General features: G+C 61.8%; 21 protein-coding genes and 1 pseudogene. 4 read left to right on the forward strand and 18 right to left on the reverse strand.

Going from position 1 to position 22,182, the window contains the following annotated elements; translation table 11 throughout:
* Positions 1 to 161: 161 nt before the first annotated feature.
* From BT179_RS22320 to BT179_RS22330, 3 genes are all read right to left on the reverse strand, one after another.
* Positions 162 to 1,775, reverse strand: coding sequence for an NAD(P)/FAD-dependent oxidoreductase (locus BT179_RS22320; RefSeq protein ID WP_072432225.1), 1,614 nt, complete (start codon positions 1,773 to 1,775; stop codon positions 162 to 164).
* 109 nt (positions 1,776 to 1,884) lie between these two features.
* Positions 1,885 to 2,559: a hypothetical protein gene (locus BT179_RS22325; RefSeq protein ID WP_072388718.1), complete on the reverse strand. Its 675-nt coding sequence runs from the start codon at positions 2,557 to 2,559 to the stop codon at positions 1,885 to 1,887.
* A gap of 76 nt (positions 2,560 to 2,635) precedes the next feature.
* Positions 2,636 to 3,235, reverse strand: a complete 600-nt coding sequence (locus tag BT179_RS22330; protein ID WP_072432226.1) for a short chain dehydrogenase — start codon at positions 3,233 to 3,235, stop codon at positions 2,636 to 2,638.
* Positions 3,236 to 3,338: 103 nt separating this feature from the next.
* Here BT179_RS22330 and BT179_RS22335 point away from each other — a divergent pair, with 103 nt between their 5' ends.
* On the forward strand, positions 3,339 to 4,253 hold the full coding sequence (locus tag BT179_RS22335; protein WP_072387727.1) for a LysR family transcriptional regulator: 915 nt from the start codon (positions 3,339 to 3,341) through the stop codon (positions 4,251 to 4,253).
* 72 nt (positions 4,254 to 4,325) lie between these two features.
* Here BT179_RS22335 and BT179_RS22340 read toward each other — a convergent pair whose 3' ends face one another.
* From BT179_RS22340 to BT179_RS22380, 9 genes are all read right to left on the reverse strand, one after another.
* Positions 4,326 to 4,805, reverse strand: coding sequence for a DoxX family protein (locus BT179_RS22340; RefSeq protein ID WP_072432227.1), 480 nt, complete (start codon positions 4,803 to 4,805; stop codon positions 4,326 to 4,328).
* Positions 4,802 to 5,560, reverse strand: a complete 759-nt coding sequence (locus BT179_RS22345; protein ID WP_072432228.1) for an HvfC/BufC N-terminal domain-containing protein — start codon at positions 5,558 to 5,560, stop codon at positions 4,802 to 4,804. The genes BT179_RS22340 and BT179_RS22345 overlap by 4 nt, the downstream gene beginning before the upstream one ends.
* On the reverse strand, positions 5,557 to 6,426 hold the full coding sequence (locus tag BT179_RS22350) for an MNIO family bufferin maturase (RefSeq protein WP_072432229.1): 870 nt from the start codon (positions 6,424 to 6,426) through the stop codon (positions 5,557 to 5,559). Before BT179_RS22350 ends, BT179_RS22345 begins: the two co-directional genes overlap by 4 nt.
* Positions 6,427 to 6,450: 24 nt before the next feature.
* Entirely contained in the window at positions 6,451 to 6,756 is a 306-nt protein-coding gene (locus BT179_RS22355) for a BufA1 family periplasmic bufferin-type metallophore (RefSeq protein ID WP_072387717.1), read from the reverse strand.
* Positions 6,757 to 7,086: 330 nt separating this feature from the next.
* Positions 7,087 to 7,788, reverse strand: a complete 702-nt coding sequence (locus BT179_RS22360) for an ABC transporter ATP-binding protein (protein WP_072387714.1) — start codon at positions 7,786 to 7,788, stop codon at positions 7,087 to 7,089.
* On the reverse strand, positions 7,789 to 8,556 hold the full coding sequence (livG, locus tag BT179_RS22365; RefSeq protein ID WP_072387712.1) for a high-affinity branched-chain amino acid ABC transporter ATP-binding protein LivG: 768 nt from the start codon (positions 8,554 to 8,556) through the stop codon (positions 7,789 to 7,791).
* A complete protein-coding gene (locus BT179_RS22370) occupies positions 8,553 to 9,818 on the reverse strand; it encodes a high-affinity branched-chain amino acid ABC transporter permease LivM (protein ID WP_072387709.1) in 1,266 nt (421 codons plus the stop codon). The genes livG and BT179_RS22370 overlap by 4 nt, the downstream gene beginning before the upstream one ends.
* Positions 9,815 to 10,738, reverse strand: a complete 924-nt coding sequence (gene livH / locus BT179_RS22375; protein WP_053153077.1) for a high-affinity branched-chain amino acid ABC transporter permease LivH — start codon at positions 10,736 to 10,738, stop codon at positions 9,815 to 9,817. The genes BT179_RS22370 and livH overlap by 4 nt, the downstream gene beginning before the upstream one ends.
* 342 nt (positions 10,739 to 11,080) lie before the next feature.
* Positions 11,081 to 12,208, reverse strand: coding sequence for a branched-chain amino acid ABC transporter substrate-binding protein (locus BT179_RS22380; protein WP_072387707.1), 1,128 nt, complete (start codon positions 12,206 to 12,208; stop codon positions 11,081 to 11,083).
* A 339-nt stretch (positions 12,209 to 12,547) separates the two neighbouring features.
* Here BT179_RS22380 and BT179_RS22385 point away from each other — a divergent pair, with 339 nt between their 5' ends.
* Positions 12,548 to 12,853: a DUF2288 domain-containing protein gene (locus BT179_RS22385; protein WP_072387705.1), complete on the forward strand. Its 306-nt coding sequence runs from the start codon at positions 12,548 to 12,550 to the stop codon at positions 12,851 to 12,853.
* Between the two features lie 286 nt (positions 12,854 to 13,139).
* Here BT179_RS22385 and BT179_RS22390 read toward each other — a convergent pair whose 3' ends face one another.
* Complete coding sequence (locus BT179_RS22390) at positions 13,140 to 15,317, reverse strand: hypothetical protein (RefSeq protein WP_072387703.1); 2,178 nt, start codon at positions 15,315 to 15,317, stop codon at positions 13,140 to 13,142.
* Between the two features lie 357 nt (positions 15,318 to 15,674).
* On the opposite strand from BT179_RS22390, the gene BT179_RS22395 reads away from it, so the two are divergent.
* Complete coding sequence (locus BT179_RS22395; protein WP_072432230.1) at positions 15,675 to 17,024, forward strand: spinster family MFS transporter; 1,350 nt, start codon at positions 15,675 to 15,677, stop codon at positions 17,022 to 17,024.
* Positions 17,025 to 17,117: 93 nt separating this feature from the next.
* On the opposite strand, the gene BT179_RS22400 is transcribed toward BT179_RS22395, so the two are convergent.
* Positions 17,118 to 18,635, reverse strand: a complete 1,518-nt coding sequence (locus BT179_RS22400; protein ID WP_072387699.1) for an MDR family MFS transporter — start codon at positions 18,633 to 18,635, stop codon at positions 17,118 to 17,120.
* Positions 18,636 to 18,707: 72 nt separating this feature from the next.
* Entirely contained in the window at positions 18,708 to 19,898 is a 1,191-nt protein-coding gene (gene pobA, locus BT179_RS22405) for a 4-hydroxybenzoate 3-monooxygenase (RefSeq protein WP_072387697.1), read from the reverse strand.
* Between the two features lie 162 nt (positions 19,899 to 20,060).
* Here pobA and BT179_RS22410 point away from each other — a divergent pair, with 162 nt between their 5' ends.
* Positions 20,061 to 20,954, forward strand: a complete 894-nt coding sequence (locus BT179_RS22410) for a helix-turn-helix domain-containing protein (RefSeq protein ID WP_072387695.1) — start codon at positions 20,061 to 20,063, stop codon at positions 20,952 to 20,954.
* Between the two features lie 7 nt (positions 20,955 to 20,961).
* Here BT179_RS22410 and BT179_RS26820 read toward each other — a convergent pair whose 3' ends face one another.
* The 3 genes and pseudogenes from BT179_RS26820 to BT179_RS22420 form a co-directional block, all read right to left on the reverse strand.
* A complete protein-coding gene (locus tag BT179_RS26820) occupies positions 20,962 to 21,138 on the reverse strand; it encodes a hypothetical protein (RefSeq protein WP_165887752.1) in 177 nt (58 codons plus the stop codon).
* 234 nt (positions 21,139 to 21,372) lie between these two features.
* Entirely contained in the window at positions 21,373 to 21,732 is a 360-nt protein-coding gene (locus tag BT179_RS22415) for a DUF5064 family protein (protein WP_072387693.1), read from the reverse strand.
* Between the two features lie 64 nt (positions 21,733 to 21,796).
* Positions 21,797 to 22,182: pseudogene (locus BT179_RS22420) on the reverse strand (carbamate kinase); the annotation flags it as partial.

Below are 22,182 nucleotides of genomic sequence, written 5' to 3' on the forward strand. Positions count from 1 at the left end.
CTTGAAACCCTCAGGCCCCTTGTGGGAGCGAGCTTGCTCGCGACCGCGGTGGATCAGTCAACATCTGTGTTGAATGCCAGGCCGTCATCGCGAGCTCGCTTCTACAGGGTAATGCTGTTTACCGGGGCCTGTGGCTGCCTCGAGTGAACAGCAGTGTCCCCTCAGGCTTCGAGGCCGAGGATATCCCGTGCCACCGCCTCGGCAATCCTGATCCCATCGACGCCTGCCGACAGGATCCCGCCTGCATAACCGGCACCTTCGCCGGCCGGGAACAGGCCCTTCACGTTCAGACTCTGCAACGATTCGTTGCGGGTGATGCGCAGCGGTGACGACGTACGGGTTTCGATGCCGGTCAGTACGGCGTCATGCAGCGAATAACCGCGGATCTGTTTTTCGAAGGCCGGCAGCGCTTCGCGAATGGCTTCGATGGCGAAGTCCGGCAACGCCAGGGCCAGGTCACCCAGGGCGACCCCTGGTTTGTAGGAAGGCTCGACGCTGCCCAACGCCGTGGACGGCTTGCCGGCAATGAAGTCGCCCACCAGCTGCGCCGGGGCCTCGTAGTTGCTGCCGCCGAGCACAAAGGCATGGGACTCCAGGCGCTCCTGCAATTCGATCCCGGCCAGGGGGCCGCCGGGGTAGTCCACCTCCGGCGTGATGCCCACCACGATGCCGGAGTTGGCATTGCGTTCATTGCGCGAGTACTGGCTCATGCCGTTGGTCACGACCCGATTCGGCTCGGAAGTGGCGGCCACCACGGTACCGCCAGGGCACATGCAGAAGCTGTATACCGAACGACCGTTCCTGGCGTGGTGCACCAGCTTGTAGTCGGCGGCGCCCAGTTTCGGGTGGCCGGCATACTTGCCCAGGCGTGCGCTGTCGATCAGCGATTGCGGGTGTTCGATACGGAAACCCACCGAGAACGGCTTGGCTTCCATGTATACGCCACGGCTGTGGAGCATGCGGAAGGTGTCCCGGGCGCTATGTCCCAGGGCCAGGATCACGTGGCGGGAGTGAATACGTTCTCCGCTGGCCAGCTCGACGCCGACCAGTTGACCATCCTCGATCAGCACGTCCGTCACCCTTTGCTGGAATCGCACTTCACCGCCCAGGGCACGGATCTGCTCGCGCATGTTTTCCACGACGCCTGTCAGGCGGAAGGTGCCGATGTGGGGCTTGCTGACATAAAGGATTTCCTCCGGCGCACCGGCCTTGACGAACTCGTGCAGCACCTTGCGGCCCAGGAATTTCGGGTCCTTGATCTGGCTGTAGAGCTTGCCGTCTGAAAACGTCCCGGCGCCGCCTTCGCCGAACTGCACGTTGGATTCGGGATTGAGTACGCTTTTGCGCCACAAGCCCCAGGTGTCCTTGGTGCGCTGGCGAACTTCCGGACCGCGCTCGAGAATGATCGGCTTGAAGCCCATCTGCGCCAGTAACAGGGCGGCGAAGATCCCGCACGGACCGAAGCCCACCACGATCGGCCGTTCACCCACGTCCGCCGGGGCCTGGCCGACCATCTTGTAGCTGACATCCGGTGCTTCGTTGACGTTACGATCATCGGCGAACTTGCGCAGCAGGCCGGCTTCATCGCGCACCGTCAGGTCGAGGGTGTAGATGAAGCACAGTTCGGAGGATTTCTTGCGTGCGTCGTAGCTGCGCTTGAACAGGGTGAAGTCGAGCAGGTCATCGCTGGCGATGCCCAGGCGCTGCAGGATGGCGGCGCGCAAGTCTTCTTCGCAATGGTCGAGCGGCAGTTTCAGTTCGGTGATTCGTAACATGGTGGGGTCCGGTTCGCGGGGCGCACAACTGCGCCAGGGCGTTCTTCAAACCGGCGATTATAAGCCGCAAAGCCGATTCCGGTGAGCTTAAAACAAGCTGCCCGTCCATTCAGTCGTCGCGTGCCCCACCGAAATAGGCACAGCCGCGCTGGACCTGGCCGTTGACCCGCAATTCGGCGCTCATGTGCTGCACGCTGCCGGTGCTGCTGTCGACACAGCGGGAGGGGGTGACCCAGAGTTCGACTTTCTGGCCATTAGCCTCGGTGCCAAGGTTGAAGCGGCCGTCGCCCACTTGTTCTTCGACGTAAGGCACTGCCAGTGTCGGCTGGCCTTCGCGCTCCAGCACCAGGCCCTTGCCTCCGGCCTGGAGCGACCATTCAGGGCCGTGTCCTGTGGCGCGCAGGGTCATTCGCTTGAAGTCGGCGTCGTCGCAGGATGTGCCCGAGCGTTCCAGGCGATACAGCTGCTGGAGGTCCAGCTGGCTGTCGGTGCCGGCCGCGGCACTGGAGACGATACGCCCACGCACATCGGCGAACAGCTTGCCCTGGTCTCCGGCCAGGACGGCGGCCTGCTGCAGCACACTGGTGCTGCCGCTGTCGTTGACGATGAAGCGGCGCTGGTCCTGGCAGGGCTGGAACAGCAGCTTGCCATCGGCCGCCGTGAGCTCGCCCTGCATGCGAGTCTGGCCCGCATGGGACGCGCTCTGGCGTGGTGCTTCGAGCAATTGACAGGCGGCGAAGAGGGGGAGGAGGGCGACAAGCAACAGGGAACGGGCGGCACGCATCATTGGGTCTCCAGACAAGTGTCGCCACGTTACTCAGACTGGTCCTTCACCACAACCCGTAGGTGCTTTCCCTGGCTCAACCTACGTGAAAGGTCTGGCCGCTCTGCAGGCCTTCGACGCTCTTGGCGTAGGCCAGGGCGACGTCGGCGGCCGGCACCGGCTTGTAGCCCCGGAAGTAGGGTGCGTACTTGTCCATGGCTTCCACCAGCACGTTCGGGCTGACCGAGTTGACCCGCAGCCCCCGAGGCAACTCGATCGCCGCGGCACGCACGAAGCTGTCCAGGGCGCCGTTGACCAGGGCCGCCGATGCGCCGCTCTTGATCGGGTCATGGCTGAGCACGCCGGTGGTGAAGGTGAACGAGGCTCCGTCGTTGGCATATTCACGGCCGATCAGCAACAGGTTGACCTGGCCCATCAGCTTGTCTTTCAGGCCGAGGGCAAAGCTTTCCTCCGTCATGTCGCCCAAGGGGGCGAAGGTGACATTGCCCGCCGCGCAGACCAGTGCATCGAAGCGTCCGGTCTTTTCGAACAGGGCACGGATGGAGGCGCTGTCGCTGATGTCCACTTGCAGGTCACCGCTGTGGCGGCCGATGCGGACGATTTCGTGGCGCGGCGACAGTTCGTTATCGATGGCCGAGCCAATGGTGCCGTTGGCGCCGATCAACAGGATTTTCATGGAGATTCCTCATTGGGTTGAACGAGTTTTCAGTCTAGAGGGGTTCTTTACGCTGATAATCATGCTAATAGGCAACTTTTGGTTTTCATTTGGAAACAATCCAATGAGCGAAATGGATGACCTGGCGGCGTTCGCCGTGTTGATCGAGGCGGGCAGCTTTACCCTGGCCGCCCAGCAGTTGGGGTGCAGCAAGGGCCAGTTGTCCAAGCGCATCAGTCTGTTGGAAAGCCGTTTTTCAGTGGTGCTGTTGCAGCGCACCACGCGACGCCTGAGCCTTACAGCGGCGGGGACGGCGTTGCTGCCCCAGGCCCAGGCATTGCTGGTGCAAGTGGAGCGTGCGCGTCAGGCATTGGCCCGGTTGAAGGATGACATTTGCGGTCCGGTGCGCATGACGGTTCCGGTTTCCCTGGGTGAAACCTTCTTTGATGGGCTGTTGACGGAATTTGCCCGCACCTATCCGGACGTGCAGATCGAACTGGAGCTCAACAACGGCTACCGCGACCTGTCCCGGGATGGTTTCGACCTGGCGATCCGTTCCGATGCCGCCATTGATGAGCGCCTGGTGGCGCGGCCGCTATTGGCCTGGCACGAAATGACCTGTGCCAGCCCGGCCTACCTGGAGCGTCATGGGGAGCCCGACACGCCTCAGGCCCTGGCCGAACACCGTTGCCTGCTCAACAGCCATTACAGCGGCCGCGAGGAATGGCTGTACCACCAACGGCATGAGCTGCTGCGGGTGCGAGTCTCCGGGCCGTTCGCCAGCAATCACTACAGCCTGTTGAAAAAAGCGGCCTTGGCCGGTGCCGGAATTGCCCGGCTGCCGTCCTACCTGCTGCATGAAGAATTGGCCGACGGGCGCCTGCGCAATTTGCTGCACGATTACCAGACCCGGCGCATGCCGATGTACCTGGTCCATCCGTACCAGGGCGGCCTGCCCAGGCGCACCCAGGTGCTGGCCGACTATCTGATCGATTGGTTCAAGCGCAGTGGCGAGGCGTTGGATCGGCTCCAACGATAGTCCATCCACTGGACAATCCCTGGGGTGGCTTGGATATTTCGACTGTCCAGATCCCTGTGAGGGAATCTGTGTTCAGCCGTGGGCGTAGCGCTTGGCGATCAGGTGATCGATCGACAACACTCCCGGTCCACGGGCCATCAGGTACAGCAACACCGCCGCCCAGGTGCCATGGGTCGGGTAGGCGTCCGGGTAGACGAACACCTGGATGGTCACGGTCATGCCGAGCAGGGCCAGTGCCGAGAAGCGCGTCGCCAGGCCAAGCAGGATCAGCACTGGAAATACATGCTCGGCAAAGGCCGCCAGGTGCGCGGCCAGTTCCGGCGACAGCAGCGGCAGGGCGTATTCACTTTTGAACAGGGGGATGGTCGAGTCCGCCAGGCGCGGCAGGCCGATCTGGAAGGTGCCGTCGACCAGGTCGATGGCCAGTCCTTCGATTTTGGTCTGGCCGGACTTCCAGAACACTGCGGCAATGCAAAAGCGCCCGATGAAGGCGATCAGGCTGTGGGGAATTTTCTCCAGCCATTGAATGAAACCGCAAATCAGGGTGTTCATGGGAGTACCTGTTCGGCTAGGAGATGGGTGATGGCCTGGTGGCGGATGAGCCCCGCCAGGGTGTGTTCCAGGTCAAGGTCGATCGAGGCCTCAATGGCCGCAGTCAGGGAGAACCCTTGTTGCAGGGCTGCGATGAACCCATGGGCCGCGCGACTGATCGCAAACACCTCCACGTCCAGGCCATTGCGCAGCACCAAGGCGTTTTGCGCGGGAAGCGTTTCGAACGGTGCGGGCGCCTGGTGTTGATGGGCGGCCCAGATCGTCACGACGGCATAGGGGGATTGCAATAGCCGAAGTGACGGGTGAAGCCCGATCTTCAAGTCCCCTGCCAGCATGGGGGACGACAGCGCCGCCACGATTCGTTCTTGCGCCATGGGCTCGGCGTCGGCGGCATGCCAGGCTTGCACATGCAGTCGCTCCAGCCGAGCGACGTCCGCCAGGTAAGGCACGCTGGCGGCGGGTTCGAAGTGTTCGATGAACTCGGCAAAGTCGCCGCCGTAGTCGTTCATCACCAGGCTGCGCGGCGGCGTGGATTGGACATAGACCCCGGCCATGGCTCGGAAGAATTCCTCGCCCACCAGTTGCACCACCACCGGGTAGTTGTCGGCCAGGGCATTGATCAATGAGCTGAGCACGTTGTTGCGGTACACCGCGAAACGGCTTTCCGGGGCTGCCCCATTGGCGCTGACCAGGCCGGGCGGACATGCCTTGCGCGGGTCGAGCAGGGCGGCGGCAAATGCGTGCTGATTGCTCATGGCCGGGCTCCAGCGGCGCTCAACAGATGATCGGCCTGGCGTGCTTCGGCCAGCAGCACCTCCCATGCCGGGACGTGGTTGTCGCGCTCGATCAAGGTGGCGACCGGCCCGGTCCGCTCCAGCGCCTTGAGGTACAGCTGCCAGACTGCATGATCGATCGGCGCGCCGTGATCATCTATCAGCAGGCGCTCGCCGAGGCTGTCGGTATCCTCGGCGAAGCCGGCCAGGTGGATTTCGCCGGTCATCTGCAGGGGCAGGGCGTCGAGGTAGGCCAGTGGATCGCGGCCATGGTTGATGCACGAAACGTAGACGTTGTTCACGTCCAGCAGCAGGCCGCAGCCGGTGCGGCGGATCACTTCGCTCATGAACTGTGGCTCGTCGAAGGTCGAGGTTTCAAAGCCCAGGTAGGTGGCCGGGTTTTCCAGTAACAGCGTGCGCTTGAGGCTGGTCTGCACCTGGTCGATGTGTTCGCAGACCCGTTCGAGGGTTGCTTCGTCATAGGCCAGGGGGAGCAAGTCATTGAGGAATACCGGGCCGTGGCTGGACCAGGCCAGGTGTTCGGAAAAGGACTGGGGCTGATAGCGTTCGATCAAGGCGGCCAGGCGCTGCACATGCGTGACATCCAGCGGACCCTCCCCACCGATCGACAGGCCGACGCCATGCAACGACAGCGGATACCGTTCGCGTATCAGCCCCAGGAAGTGATGAAGCGGCCCGCCGGCCACCATGTAGTTTTCCGCGTGCACTTCGAAAAAACCCAGATCCGGTCGGGTCTGCAGCACTTCATGAAAATGCTCGCTCTTGAGCCCCAGCCCCGCCCTTGGCGGCAGTCGACGATCAGTGGCGAGGGATGGGGTGTTCAACATGGTGGCGGGCCTCAGGCGATGCGATCAGGACTTGGCTTTGAACGCTTCGAGCTGGCCGAAACCGGTGGGTGAGGTTTTGCTTTCCATGGTGGTGCACGTGCCTTTAGGCACCGATTTCCAGGCGTTGGCCTGATAGTCCATTTTTGCGGTACCGGCGCAGGTGGTGCCGGCGCCGGCGGCGCAGTCATTCTTGCCCTTGAGGGCAACGCCGAAGCATTTTTCCATGGTGTCGTCGGCTGCGTGAACGGTCGAGACGGCTGTCATGCTCAGGGCGGAACCCAGGGCCAGGACCAGGGCAGTGGCGGACAGGGTGCGGGTCGAAGCAGTCATGATGATTCTCCAGTCTTCAGGGAAATGAACCGGCGTTAGCGCCGGTCTGCTGAACTAGAGAAGGACGATGGCAAAGCGTTACAGCGGGCCCCCATTATTTTTTGCCCACCTGGGAAATCCGATGTGGAGGATCCCCGTTGGGCTGCCAAGCAGCCCCGAAAAACAGCTCTGCGGTGTGTCAGGCTGATTGATGCGGCATCGCGAGGGCTGCTCGCAGCCCAACGGGGATAAATCCCCTCGCCACAGATGTATTGCTGCCTGCCATTGCATTCACTGGAAAAGCCGGGCAAAAAAAACGGCCCGAAGGCCGTTTCTTTTTGTGCGACAGACTCAACCCCCCAGATACGCCTCGCGCACTTTCGGGTCGGTCAGCAGTGCTTCACCGGTGCCTTGCATCACCACCCGGCCGTTTTCCAGCACATAGGCACGGTCGGCGATCTTCAGCGCCTGGTTGGCGTTCTGCTCCACCAGGAACACCGTCACGCCATCCTTGCGCAGCTGCTCGATGATGTCGAAGATCTGCTGGATGATGATCGGTGCCAGGCCCAGGGAGGGCTCGTCGAGCAGCAGCAGCTTGGGCTTGCTCATCAGCGCACGGCCAATGGCGAGCATCTGCTGTTCACCACCGGACATGGTGCCGCCGCGCTGGGTAAAGCGCTCTTTCAGGCGTGGGAAAAGGTGCAGCACCTTGTCCATCTGTTCCTGATAGTCGCCCTTGTCGGTGAAGAATCCACCCATGGCGAGGTTTTCTTCCACGGTCAGCCGGGCAAACACCCGACGGCCTTCCGGCACCACCGCAATGCTCTTGCGCATGATGTGCGACGAGTCCATGCCCACCAGCTCCTCACCCATGTAGCGGATGCTGCCGCTGTGGGCCCGGGGCGAACCGCAGAGCGTCATCAGCAGGGTGGATTTGCCGGCACCGTTGGCGCCGATCAGTGTCACGATCTCGCCCTGGCGGACTTCCACGTTGACGCTGTGCAGGGCCTGGATCTTGCCGTAGAAGGTGGAAACGTTTTCGAACTGCAGCATTTACGCTTCCCCCAGGTAGGCTTTGATCACTTCAGGATTGTCGCGGATCTGTTCCGGGGTGCCATCGGCCAGGGGCGTACCCTGGTTGATCACCACGATGTGGTCGGAGATGCTCATGACCAGTTTCATGTCGTGCTCGATCAGCAGCACGGTGACGTTGTGCTCTTCGCGCAGCACTCCGATGAGGGCCTTGAGATCTTCGGTTTCCTTCGGGTTCAGGCCGGCGGCCGGCTCGTCGAGCATGAGGATCCGCGGACGGGTCATCATGCACCGGGCGATCTCCAGGCGCCGCTGCTGACCATAGGCCAGGGTCCCGGCGGTCCGGTTGGCGAACTCCTTGAGGTTGACTTTCTCCAGCCAGTATTCGGCGTACTCCATCGCCTCGCGTTCGCTCCTGCGGAAGGACGGGGTCTTGAACAGGCCGGCAAAGAAGTTGGTGTTCAGGTGACGGTGCTGGGCGATCAGCAGGTTCTCGATCGCAGTCATGTCCTTGAACAGCCGTACGTTCTGGAAGGTGCGTACCACGCCCTTGAGGGCGATCTTGTGCCCCGGCAGGCCCTGGATCGGCTGGCCGTCCAGCAGGATGGTGCCGCCGGTGGGCTGGTAGAAACCGGTCAGGCAGTTGAACACGGTGGTCTTGCCCGCGCCGTTCGGCCCGATCAGCGCCACGACCTGTTTTTCCTTGACGGTCAGGGCCACGCCATTGACCGCCAGCAAGCCGCCGAAGCGCATGCTCAGATTTTCGACCTTGAGGATCTCGCGGCTCATTTGTGCGGCTCCGCTCTTAGTTTGAGTTCGGGGCGTTGCATAGGCAGCAGACCTTGAGGACGCCAGATCATCATCAGCACCATCAAGGCGCCGAACATCAACATGCGGTATTCACTGAATTCACGCATCATTTCAGGCAGCAGGATCATCACGATCGCGGCCAGGATCACACCCAGTTGCGAGCCCATCCCGCCCAGCACGACGATGGCGAGGATGATCGCCGACTCGATGAAGGTGAAGGATTCCGGCGTCACCAGGCCCTGGCGGGCAGCGAAGAAGCTGCCGGCGAAACCGGCGAACGCGGCACCGAGGGTAAAGGCCGAGAGCTTGATCACGGTTGGATTGAGGCCCAGGGCCCGACAGGCGATTTCATCTTCGCGCAATGCTTCCCACGCACGGCCGATGGGCATGCGCAGCAGGCGGTTGATGACGAACAGCGCGGCCAGGGCCAGCAGCAGTGCGACCAGGTAGAGGAACACCACCTTGCTCACCGGGTTGTAGGTCAGCCCGAAGAACTGGTGGAAGGTCTGCATGCCCTCGGCCGCGGTGCGGTCGAAGCTCAGGCCGAAGAACGTCGGCTTGGGAATGTTGCTGATGCCGTTGGGGCCGCCGGTGAGGTCGGTGAGGTTACGCAGGAACAAGCGGATGATCTCGCCGAAGCCCAGGGTCACGATGGCCAGGTAGTCGCCCCGCAGCCGCAGCACCGGGAAGCCCAGCAGGAAGCCGAAGGTGGCCGCCATCAAGCCGGCGATCGGCAGGCAGATCCAGAAGCTCAGGCCCAAATAATGGGACAGCAGCGCGTAGCTGTAGGCACCGACCGCGTAGAAACCCACGTAGCCCAGGTCCAGCAGCCCGGCCAGACCGACCACGATGTTCAGGCCCAGTCCCAGCAGGACATAGATCAGGATCAGCGTGGCGATATCCACCGCGCCCCGGGAGCCGAAGAACGGCCAGACCAGGGCAACCACGATCAGGCCGATGATGATCTGGCGCTGGGTGCGTGGCAGTGTCAGGAACTGGCTGACCTTGGGTGAAACCAGCGGTCCGCGGTTGGAACGCAGCAGCGTGCCGACCTGTTGGCTGAACAGCACCCGCAGGAACATCAGTACCGAGCACAGGGCAATCACGCTCAGTGTCAGGGGACCGGTGCCGTGCACTTCGAGGTTGACCCCGACGATGCTCAGCTTGAGGCCCAGCACGGGGAAGGCCACGGCCCAGACCAGCGCGGCGCTGAACAGCGCCTGTTTAAGATATTTGTTCATACTTTCTCAACCTCCGGACGGCCCAGGATGCCGGTCGGCCGGAACAACAGGACCAGGACCAGGAGACCGAACGCCACGACGTCCTTGTACTGGTCACCAAAGATATCGGCGCCGAACGCTTCGGCCACCCCGAGCACCAGCCCGCCGAGCATCGCGCCCGGGATGCTGCCGATGCCACCCAGTACCGCCGCGGTGAAGGCCTTGAGGCCCACCAGGAAACCGGCGTTCGGGTTGATCACCCCGTACTGCATGCTCAGCAGTACCGCGGCGACAGCCGCCAGTGCGGCCCCGATGACGAAGGTGAGGGCGATGATGTTGTTGGTGTTGATGCCCAGCAGGTTGGCCATCTTGATGTCCTCGGCGCAGGCGCGACAGGCGCGGCCAAGGCGGGAACGGGAGATGAACAGGGTCAGCCCGAGCATGGCGACCAGGGTCACGACGAACACCAGGATCTGCATGTAGGACACCAGCACTTCTTCGGCGCCGCCCGGGCCGAAGGAGAAGCTCCCCGGGATCAGGTTGGGAATCGACTTGTCCTTGGAGTCCTGGGACAGCAATACGGTGTTCTGCAGGAATATCGACATGCCGATGGCGGAAATCAGCGGGATCAACCGGTTGCTGCTTCGCAAGGGACGATAGGCAACGCGTTCGATACTGTAGCCATAGGCACTGGTTACGATGATCGACGCCACGAACGCGGCGGTCATCAACAGCGGCAGTGAGTCGATGCCCATCATGGCCAGCCCGGCAAGGGCGATGAAGGCCACGTAGGAACCGATCATGTAGACCTCGCCATGGGCGAAGTTAATCATTCCAATGATGCCGTAAACCATTGTGTAGCCAATGGCTATCAAGGCATAGGTGCTGCCAATGGTCAGGCCATTAACCAGCTGTTGGAAAAAATGATAGATCTCAGGCATTACAGCGCTCCTAAAAACCCGATACGCATTTCACTGGTGGAGTCATGTTCCGGCCCGGTGCTGTGTTCTCTGATCACATTTGCTCCGAGCGTTTGCCAGCGAACCGCTGGTGACGGTTTTAAGATTTTCAGGTGAACCAGCGCCCGGATCGCGGGTGCCTGGCCCATAAACCTCGTAAAACAAAGCCCACTGCTTGCACAGTGGGCTTGTTGACCATGAGTGTCCTGTATCACGAGTACGGTTCCTTATGGCGGCGTCTGTAGTCGTCATGCTGCGTTGCCTGACGACTACCGCCACTCGTCAAAAAAGAACGTATTTGTGAGCCAGGACACCAGGCCTGGCTTACTGAGGGGAGACTTCAGTCTTCGGCTTGTTGAAGTGCCATTCGTAGACCACGAACTTGAAGTCCTTCAGGTCGCCCTTCTCGTCGAACGACAGGTCGCCGGTCGGCGTCTTGAAGGTGCCCTTGTGGATGGTTTCGGCAACCTTGGCGGTGTCGTCGCTCTTGGCGGCCTTGATGCCTTCGGCGATCAGTTGGACCGCGGAGTAGGCCGGGAACACGAACGGACCGCTTGGATCCTTGCCGTCGGCCTTGATGGCATCGACGACGGCCTTGTTCGCCGGATCGGCATCGAAGGACTTCGGAAGGGTCACCAGCAGGCCTTCGGAAGCGTCCTGGGCGATCTGGGAGATGGAGTCGTTGCCGACGCCTTCAGGCCCCATGAACTTGGCTTTCAGGCCCTTTTCCTTGGACTGACGCAGGATCAGGCCCAGTTCAGGGTGGTAGCCACCGTAGTAGACGAAGTCGACATTGTTCTGCTTGAGGCGCTGGATGATCGAGGAGAAGTCCTTGTCACCGGCGTTCAGGCCTTCGAACACAGCCACTTTCACGCCTTTGGCTTCGAGGGTTTTCTTCACGGCGCTGGCGATACCTTCACCGTACTGCTGCTTGTCGTGCAGGACAGCCACGACTTTCGGCTTGACGTGGTCGGCGATGTAGTTGCCGGCGGCAGGGCCCTGGGCGCTGTCCAGGCCGATGGTGCGGAAGATCATCTTGTAGCCACGGGCGGTGATGTCCGGGCTGGTGGCGGCCGGGGTGATCATGATCACGCCTTCGTCTTCGTAGATGTCCGAAGCTGGCTGGGTGGAGCTGGAGCACAGGTGGCCGACGACGAACTTGACGCCATCGTTGACCACTTTGTTCGCCACGGCGACGGCCTGTTTAGGGTCGCAGGCGTCGTCGTATTCCTTGACTTCGAGCATCTTGCCATCGACGCCGCCCTTGGCGTTGATGTCCTTGACGGCTTGTTTCGCGCCAACGAATTGCATGTCGCCGTACTGGGTGACCGGACCGGTCTTCGGACCGGCGATGCCGATCGTGATGGTGTCGGCGGCGAACGAATGGCTGGCAACCCCGGCCAGAACCATAGCGGCAAACAGTTTGGAAATCTGCTTAGTAGCCTTAGTCATAGTGCTCCACTCATGCTGTTGTAGTTTTTATAGTCCTGGCGCCGCAGCGGCAGAACCGGGTCAGATATGCTGGATATCCCCACGGAAAATGCCCCCGGCAACTGTACCGGTACAGTGTAGAGCGCCCCTTGTTGGCAAGGGAAGCTGGCACTCGGGGACAAAATCAGGGGTTGTCGCTTTATTGAAAGAAAAAGACAGAATAGCGGCGGGTGTTGTCCGGTCTGATCGGCAATCCCTGGCCATGCTGCGTTTTTCAATCGTCACTCCAATTGCAACCGGGTTTTTCTGCCAGACCACCGACGTTATCATTCGCGCCGATTTCTTTTCCGGACAGTGCCCATGAATCAAGAACCTAGCACCCTCTATGCCAAGCTGCTCGGGGAAACTGCATCCATCACCTGGAAGGAGCTGGAACCGTTCTTCGCCAAGGGTGCCCTATTGTGGGTCGACCCGGCACTGGATTTGATCGCCGCCGCCGAGGCCGTGGCCCAGGACGAAGGGGACAAAGTCGCCGCCTGGCTGGCCGCCGGGCACGTCGCCAAGCTCTCTGAAACGCGGGCGCTGGATTTCGTGGAGCGCGATCCGCTGCTCTGGGCGGTGGTGGTTTCTCCCTGGATCATGATCCAGGAAAGGGCGTCGAATTGATCGGTGCACCAAACCAGGTCAATGCCATGACCTGGAAAAAGTGTGTAGCTGAGTAGCGTGACAGCAGCCTGCCGTGGCGAAACGCCACAGGACAGGCTGACGTATACGTAACGGGAACAGTTCATCGAGCAGCCTTTGGGCTGCTCAATTGTTTCTGGATGTTGTGCCGGTGATGGAGTCAAAGCCGCTATCGCGAGCAAGCTCGCTCCCACAGTGGGCCTTGTTCACAGGGCCTTGTGAAGCGAGCCAGCTCGCGGTCGAGGCGACGCGGTCTGCGTACCTGGCCTCAGTAAGTCCTGCCGGTGTGGTTGTTCAAGGAAATGACCTTGGTCTTGCCGATGCGGTGACGGTAGATCTCGCGCAGGTACTTGATGGCCTTCTTCACGCAATCACGGGACAGGCGGATATCGTTGATCGACACGAACTTCTCCTTGTCGCTGATCAGCTCGCGGTATTTCTTTTCGTACATCGGCTTGATCGCATACCAGTTGGTGTCGAGGATCTTCGCCGGGTTCTCGAATTCGTTGAGCAGGTCGTCGATCCGTTCCTCGTCGAAGTCTTCGTTGATGATGAAGTCCAGGATCGAGTTGTCCAGGGTGTCGTCGAAGCGATACGGGTTGCGGGCGAAGCAGCGCTTGATGAAGGCCACGATCAGCGTCAGGAAATCGTCCGACAGGCATGGGCTCTTGGCGATCAGGGTGGTCAGCGACAGGTTGGCCGACGCGCCGATCACCAGGGCGTAGCGCTTGAGGGTGGTGTTGGGGAACAGGCTGTTGAGGTGGGTCTTGAGCCGGTTCAGGTCCATATAGGACAGCTTGTAGTCCTTGGGCAGCGAGACGATGGACACCACCGACGAGCAGTTCTTGAAGAAATGCAGGTCGTGCAGGGCCGCGGCATCGTAGCCGGAGTTCTTGTACTGCTCCAGCGAGGCCCGGTAGCGCTTGGATTCGATCGGCAACAGGCTGATGCCCTCGATGGCCTGGGTCACCTTGTTGAAGTGCGGCAGGTCGATGGAGCGGAAGAACAGGTCATCGATGTTCAGGCGTGGCGGTTCCTTGTCGAACACCTTGAACTTGTCGTTGCTGGGCGCCGGGGTTTCCGGGACGACGGACTCGGCGTAGGCGATCGCCACCGGGCCGGCCAGGCTCATGAACAGGTCGTTGGCATCCAGGCGAATGGTTTCGCCGATGTCGATGCCGGCGCGCCGGAAATAGTTCTGGTCGTAGTCGGTGGTCACGGCCTGGGCCGTCAGGATGTTGAAGATCTGCTGGGAGATGTACTGGTTGGCGTGCTTCTCCATGGCATTGACATCGATGTTCTGGATGTTGCCGTCATCGCTCTCTTCGGCGTAGCGCATGATGTCGTTGGAGATCAGCATCATGGCGTTCCAGGGGCGGATGCGGCCCATGACACTGGCTTCGCTGCTGTCTTCATTGGCGAAGTTGTACGAGAAATCCCATTCTTCCGAGAGGTATTTGCACAGCAGGCGTCCGGCGTTGATGTGCAACGCTTCGGACATTTCGCTGCGGTGATCGGAAATATTCGGCAGTACGCAAATGCCGCTGGTGAAGATCGGCTCGAAGACGAAGGAATGACCGCTCTTGCTGTCGTGCTCGTCCATGGGCTTGGTGTCGAACGTCTTGTTCATGTACGAATACTGCTGGGCCAGGCCGAACTCCGAGGCCATGCCCGAACCTGTACCGCCGCCGGCACTGAAGATCGAGAAATACAGGCGCGACTGGTTGGCCTTGATGCCGCAGCTGTCGATCAGGTACGAGTGGATCATTTTCCAGTCGGGGCTGGAGAAACGCTGGGTGTCCTTGTTCAGGATGATCTTGGCCAGGTACTGGCCCAGGATCGGCGCGTTACCGGCGCCACCGGCATGGACTTCCGACAGGTCCATGATCTTCATCTTGCTGTAGTCGCGCAGGAAGCCGCTTTTTTCACCCTTGCGCGAAAAGCGGATGCGCCCGGCGATGTCCTTGTCCAGGTCGCCGAGCATCACCAGGGGCTCCACCAGGAATACCGGTTTGGTCGCCTTGCCGGTGCCCAGGCGCAGGTTGTTGCGGATCCACTGCGCGGGACGATAGCCCTTGTCGCTGTAGGCCTTGTCTTCGGCGTTGAATTCGTTGAGGTAGAACTTGCGGGCGTTGTACACCAGCTCCGCCACGTCCAGGGCAATGTTGGAACCGCAGCGCCCGAGACCGATCAGGCACACCGACGGGAATTCCTGCTGGCCGCGTTCGCTTTCCTCGTCCACCAGGTGCGGGGGGCGCGGGAAGACCGTGTCACGCAGGCCGTCGAGGTTGTCGAGGATACGGTCGGTGTTGGTTTCGGTGAAATACAGATACTGCTGGGTCGACAGGGAACGCAGGCCCCCCGGCGACTTTGAGGTTTCAGGGCCGTTGGCGGCCGGGCTCAGGGTCAGATCGGATAACGCAGTGGAGGTTTTTTTTGAGGTCATGGTGCGCGTATGCCTGAGCTGTTCGGCTCGACAATCGTTGTCATCGAACCATCGCTGATGGGAGCTCGCGCCCTGGTTGGCGCGAAGGTCGGCCCAAGCGTTCAGGACAGCAGCCTGACAGCGCTCGGGTAAATCTATTCATGTTGGATCGGCCAGCGAGTGATGATCTTTAATCAGGATTGGGCAAAATGATGGCAATTGTCACAGTCACTTGATTGCCGTCAATAAACCCGCCGCACCCATGGCCCGGTATCAGCGGGGCGAATGATTGGAGACAGCCCGCGCTGCGCTATCTAGATTGCAGATTCAGGGCCCGGATGCCTCGCCGTCGCCCCATAACAATAAAGAGACGGACCCATGCAGAACTCGACCCAAGCGGCGAATGCCTGGCGCATTCTGTTCCTGTTGTTCCTGGCCAACCTGTTCAATTTCTTCGACCGCACCATCCCCGCCATCATCATCGAGCCGATCCGCATGGAATGGAGCCTCAGCGACTTCCAGATCGGCATCATCGGCACGGCGTTCACCATCGTCTATGCCCTGGCCGGCCTGCCTTTGGGACGCATGGCCGATACCGGCTCGCGCAGCCGGCTGATGGGCTGGGGACTGGCGGCCTGGAGCGGGTTGACGGCGGTCAATGGCCTGGTGGGCAGTTTCTGGGCGTTCCTGGTGGTGCGCATGGGGGTGGGCATTGGCGAAGCCAGTTATGCACCGGCGGCCAATTCGCTGATTGGCGACCTGTTCCCGGCTCATCGCCGGGCGCGGGCCATGGGGATCTTCATGCTGGGCCTGCCGATCGGGCTGCTGCTGGCGTTCTTCACCATCGGTGCGATGGTCAAGGCCTTCGACAGCTGGCGCGCCCCGTTCTTTATCGCCGCGGTACCGGGATTGGTGCTGGCGGTGTTCATGTTCTTCATCAAGGAGCCCAAGCGCGGTGCGGCGGAGACCGTGCAGGTGTCCCAGGAAAAAGTCGACCGGCCGGTGCGTCGGGTATTGGCCATTCCGACTTTCCTGTGGCTGGTGCTGGCGGGGTTGTGCTTCAACTTCGCGACCTATGCCTGCAATTCCTTCCTGGTGCCCATGTTGCAACGGTATTTCCTGATGCCGCTGCACGAAGCGGCGGTCGCCACGGGGATCATGGTGGGCGTGACCGGCTTGTTCGGGCTGACCCTGGGCGGCTGGGTCGCCGACAAGATTCACCAGCGCGTGCCCAACGGTCGCCTGCTGTTCGGGGCATTCAGCCTGGCTATTTCCACGATCACCACGGCGTGGGCGTTGCACGCCGGACGTATCGAAATCGGCGTGTTCGTGGCGGTGTTCAGCGTGGGCTGGTTGTTTGCCTATAACTTTTATACCTGTGTCTACACCGCGATCCAGGACGTGGTGGAGCCACGCTTGAGGGCCACGGCGATGGCACTGTATTTCGCCGGCTTGTATCTGTTGGGCGGTGGCCTGGGCCCGGTGGTGGTCGGCGGCCTTTCCGATTATTTCGCGCGCACGGCCATGGCGGCCGCGGGCGTCGATCAGATGGCCGAAGCGTTCAAGGCCATCGGCCTGCATGACGCGATGTACCTGATACCGGTGGCCCTGTTGCTGACCATGCTGTTCCTGTTCCTGGCGTCACGTTGCTTCGTGCGCGATGCCAAGCGGATGAAGGACGGCATGAGCGCTGAGGCGGCGCCGGAAGTCGTGCCGGCGACGGCTTGATGGCACCGGACTCAGCTCCGATGATGAGCCGGATTCTGTGGCGAGGTGATAAATCTCCTCGCCACAGGTTTGTGCTTGGCGACGAGATGGTGCCTAGCGAACCTTCTCGTCCCGGCCGCGCAGCAATCGGTTGGGCATCGCCACTGCCGCTGCCAGCCCGAGCAACGACACCGCCGCGCTGATCAGCAGCAGATTCCTGAACGTCCCCTGCAAACCCTGGCGCAGGGCCTGCTGCGCCTGGCCCGGGGCGGCGTTCAGGCCGTCCAGCAAGACATTGCCGGAATGTCCTTCGCCCATCGGTGATGCGCTGGCGAGCTGGGCCAGGCTGGAATCCTTCAGCAAGGCCAGCAACAGCGCCGACATCAACGCCACGCCCACCGCTGCGCCGAGGGAGCGGAACAGGTTGGTGGTGCTGGTGGCCACGCCGATGTCCGCCTGTTGCACGGAGTTCTGCGAACCCACCAATGAGGTCGGGAACTGCATGCCGGAGGCGATGCCGCTGAGCAGCATGAACAGGCTGCTGAGCCAGAACGCATCGGGCGGGGTGAGCGCCATGCCGAGGATGGCGAACGGAAAGAGCAGGGCACCGCTGAGGATCATCGGTTTGTAGCGCCCCGTGACCGAAGTCCGGCGCCCGGCGAAATAGGCGCCTATGGGCAGTCCCATCGCCAAGGGCAACAGGTGCAACGCCGCACTGTCGGCACCCGCGCCGGTGACGCTCTGAAAGCGCAACGGTACCAGCACGGTCAGGGAAATCGCCTGGAAGCTGGTGAAAAAGACCGTGCACCAGCACAGCACCGCGCTGCGGTTGAGGAACAGGTGCATGGGCAGCAAGGGTTCCCGCGCCCGGTTTTCGTGCCAGACGAACATCGCCAGGGCCACCACCGCGCATCCCAGCAGCCCCAGCACATCGCGGCTGTGCCAGGCGTGGCCCTGGCCGATCTGAGTAATGCCCAGCAGCAATGCGGTCAGGCCGATGACCAGCAGCACGGTGCCCAGGTAATCGATGATGGGAATGCGTTTCGGCACCGGCAGCCCGACCAGCGTCCGCCGGGCCACCCACCAGGCCGCCAGGCCCAGGGGCAGGTTGATCCAGAACACCCAGCGCCATGACAGGTATTCGGTCATGTAGCCGCCCAGCACCGGCCCGGCCACGCTGGCCACCGCATACATGCTGCTGAAATAGCCCTGGTAGCGACCCCGCTCCCGGGGCGGCACGATGTCGCCGATGATCGCCTGGCTCACGGAAATCATCCCACCGGCACCGATGCCCTGGACAATCCGCGCCAGCACCAGCTGTTCCATGCTTTGGGCCAGGCCGCAGAACAGCGAGGCCAGGGTGAACAGGCCCATGCCGAACAGCATCAGTGGCCGCCGCCCATAAAGGTCGCCGAGCTTGCCGTAGATCGGCACCGCCACGGTCATGGCCACCATGTAGCCGGAGATCACCCAGGCCAGCAGGCTGAGGTCCTTGAACTGTGCGGAAATAGCCGGCATCGAGACGGCGACGATGGTCTGGTCCAGGGCGCCCAGGAAAATCGCCAGCATCAGCGCCACCAGTACGCTGCGAATGGCGGGCTTGGGAGCTTGAGGCATGTTGAGCTGAGTCACGGTAGAACCTGCGGGCTTCACACGAATGCCCTGGCGAATGGAACGAAGCCCGCAGTTTAAGTCGGTAGCCGGCTATTCGATAGCCTCATAAGGAAGTCCGACATAATTTTCCGCGATGGTTTTGCGCCCGGCCTCGGAGTCGACGAAGTATTCCAGCTCCGCTTGGCTGATGCGCTGGTCGAAGGCATCGTCGTCAAAGCGGTGCAGCATCGACGTCATCCACCAGGAGAAGCGCTCGGCTTTCCAGACCCGCCGCAGGCAGATGGCCGAATACTGCTGCAGCAGATCCACGCGTCCTTCGCGATAGACCTTGAGCAGGATGTTGAACAGCGTGCTGACGTCGCTGGCCGCCAGGTTCAGCCCCTTGGCGCCGGTGGGCGGGACAATGTGGGCAGCGTCCCCCACCAGGAACATGCGCCCGTATTGCATGGGCTCGACCACGAAGCTGCGCAGTGGCGCGATGCTTTTTTCGATGGAGGGGCCGGTCACCAGCGCCTCGGCCAGGTCGGCGGGCAGGCGACGCTTGAGTTCGGCCCAGAAACGTTCATCCGGCCAATCGGCCACCTGCTCCTGCGCGGGCACCTGCAGGTAATAGCGGGTGCGGGTTCGCGAGCGCATGCTGCACAGGGCAAAACCGCGTTCGTGGCGGGCGTAGACCAGCTCTTCATGGACCGGTGGCGTGTCGGCCAGGATGCCGAGCCAGCCGAACGGGTAGACCCGCTCGAAGACCTTGAGGTTTTCCGCCGGGATCGACTGGCGCGCCACGCCGTGGAAGCCGTCGCAGCCGGCGATGTAGTCGCAGTCCAGGCGCCAGGCCTGCCCCTGATGCTCGAAGGTGACGAAGGGGTGCTCGGTCTGCATGTCATGGGGCTGGGCCTTTTCGACCTCGTACAGCGTGCGGCCGCCGCTGGATTGCCGCGCAGCCATGAGGTCGCGGGTCACCTCGGTCTGGCCATAGACCATCACGTTCTTGCCGCCGGTCAGGCCCTTGAGGTCGATGTGCACTCGACGGCCATTGAGGGCCAGTTCAAAGCCGTCGTGGGGCAGGCCTTCGGCATCCATGCGCTGGCCGACGCCGGCCTGGCGCAGGAGCTCGGCCATGCCTTGTTCCAGCACCCCTGCGCGAATGCGGCCCAGGACATAGTCCGGGGTCTGGCGTTCGAGGATCAACGTGTCGATTCCGGCATTGTGCAACAACTGGCCAAGCAGCAGTCCAGAGGGGCCGGCGCCGATGATGGCGACTTGAGTCTTGAGGGTTTTCATTGTTGTTATGGCTCTCACGAAGCACGCGACCGGGGTCGGTGATGATGGGTACGTGCATTTTTCGCTTGCGAACCTGTCGATTGAAGGGGAAAACTGAGCCGATTCCTGTACTTTCTGCCAATCGGTGCGATTATCGCCCGCAACCCGAGGCCGATCCTCGTTATGAAAACAACCGACCTGCCTTCGATCCCGGTGTTCAAGCTCTACGGCGAAAGCCAGGATTGGCCGACGCCGGATCTTCTGCACTGCGAAACCATTTCCAAGCGCAGCCGCGAGCATCAATGGGAGATCAAGCCCCACCGGCATGCCGATCTCTGTCAGTTGCTGTTCGTCTACAAGGGCCAGGCGGAGCTGGAAATCGAGGGTCAGCGCACGCAGCTCGAACCGCCGGCGGTGCAGATCCTGCCGCCGCTGTCGGTCCACGGCTTTCGTTTTTCCGAGGATGTGCAGGGTTATGTGGTGACCCTGGCGGCACCGCTGGTGACGCACCTCCAGGCGCAACTGGGCCATTCGGTGAATATCCTGGCCCAGGCCGACAGCTACCCGGCCGGGGACAACGCCGAATACCTCAACAGCCTGTTCAGTGCCTTGCAGGACGAGTACATGGGCCATCAGCCGGCCCGGGAAATGCTCATGCATGCGCTGGTCAGCGTGATCATGGTCTGGGTCAGTCGCCAGGTGATGCAGCGGCGCACCAAGGCCCAGCGTCCGCAGCGGGCCCGGGAATACCTCAACGGGTTCATCCAGCTGGTGGAAGAAACCTATCGCCAGCACGTCAAGGTCGAGGACCTGGCCCATCGCCTGGGCATCTCGGTCTCGCACCTCAACGGCACCTGCCGCGAGCTGGCCGGGCAACCGGCCCTGCAGATCATGCACGAGCGTCAGCTGCTGGAGGCCAAGCGGCTTTTGACCTACACCGGCATGACCATCTACGAGATCTCCGAGTTGCTCGGGTTTTCCGACCCGACCAACTTCACTCGCCTGTTCCGCCGGCGGGTAGGCATTTCACCCAAGGCCTTCCGAGACCGCCTCAAGACCGATCAGCAGGAAGACTGAGTCCGCTTCAGCGCAGGGCGTTCAGAGTCGCGTTGTGGGGAATGCAGCGCTCCAGGTTGCAGCTGGCGTATTCGCGGGGCTGCTGCCTGGCCTGTTCGACCCGATAAGCCGCCGTTCCATACAGCGCAAGCGTGGCGGCGCAGGTCACGAAAACGGCGAGGCGCCTTTTGGTTCTGATGTTCATGGCGGTGACCTCTGAACGAATACCCCGGGGGTACTGTTTTCAGCATAGGTCAGCCGTGGCGGGTTGCCAGTCAGGCAGTGGGTGTGTTTAACCCGATATTCAGGGCACTGATAGCTCCTGTGGAAGCGAGCTTGCTCGCGATCAAGGTGGGTCAGTCACTCTGTGTCTCGACCGATCAACCGCTATCGCGAGCAAGCTCGCTCCCACAGGGGATTGGGGGGGCTTTTGACCGGGTTATGCCAGGTGTTCTGGCTTCATTGGCTCGCCCGGCTTGATGTCCAACTGCTTGCGCACATCGTCGAACATTTCGTCGTAGTACTTGTGCATCGAGCCAATGCTCGCCTGCTTGGGCAGGCCATATTTCTGCGCGATGCGCGTGGCATGGCGGGCGAAGTCGAAGGCCTGGTCCCTGGCCAGGAAAAACGTCTCGTCCACGCTCTTGTCTTCCACCGTGCCGTGCAATCGAAACGACATGCCCCGGCCCTCCTTGGGGTCCTGGGCAATTTCGTAATCGATGCAGAGGTTGTAGCTGAAGTCGTCCTTGTTCAGCGCATGGCGCTCCATATGCAGGTGACCGGGCTGGAACATGGCCATAAGCGTCTCTCCTTCGAAGGCGTGGGAGTAGGGCAGACCTCGGATCTGCCCCGCAAGTTTCCCGTTATCGATAAGTAATGCCGGCAGTGGCCGTGCTGATACGCGTTCCCGCAGTGCCCTGGACGATGGCATCGATGTCCGCCAGTGCGCCGATCACCGCGACCTTGCCGGTGTTGCGGGCAAATTCGCAGGCTGCCTGGACCTTGGGCCCCATGGAGCCGGCGGCGAAGCCGAGCCTGTCCATTTCGTCCGGGTGGGCCTGGGCGATGGCTTTCTGGGTTGGCTTGCCGTAGTCGATGAACGCGGCGTTGACGTCGGTGGCGATCACCAGCAGGTCGCTCTCCAGCTGTTGGGCCAGCAGCGCCGAACACAGGTCCTTGTCGATCACCGCTTCGACGCCCTGCAGCTTGCCGTGGGCGTCGTACATCGTCGGGATGCCGCCGCCACCGG

The sequence above is a fragment of the Pseudomonas sp. NFACC43 genome (assembly GCF_900119645.1).
GTDB lineage: Bacteria > Pseudomonadota > Gammaproteobacteria > Pseudomonadales > Pseudomonadaceae > Aquipseudomonas.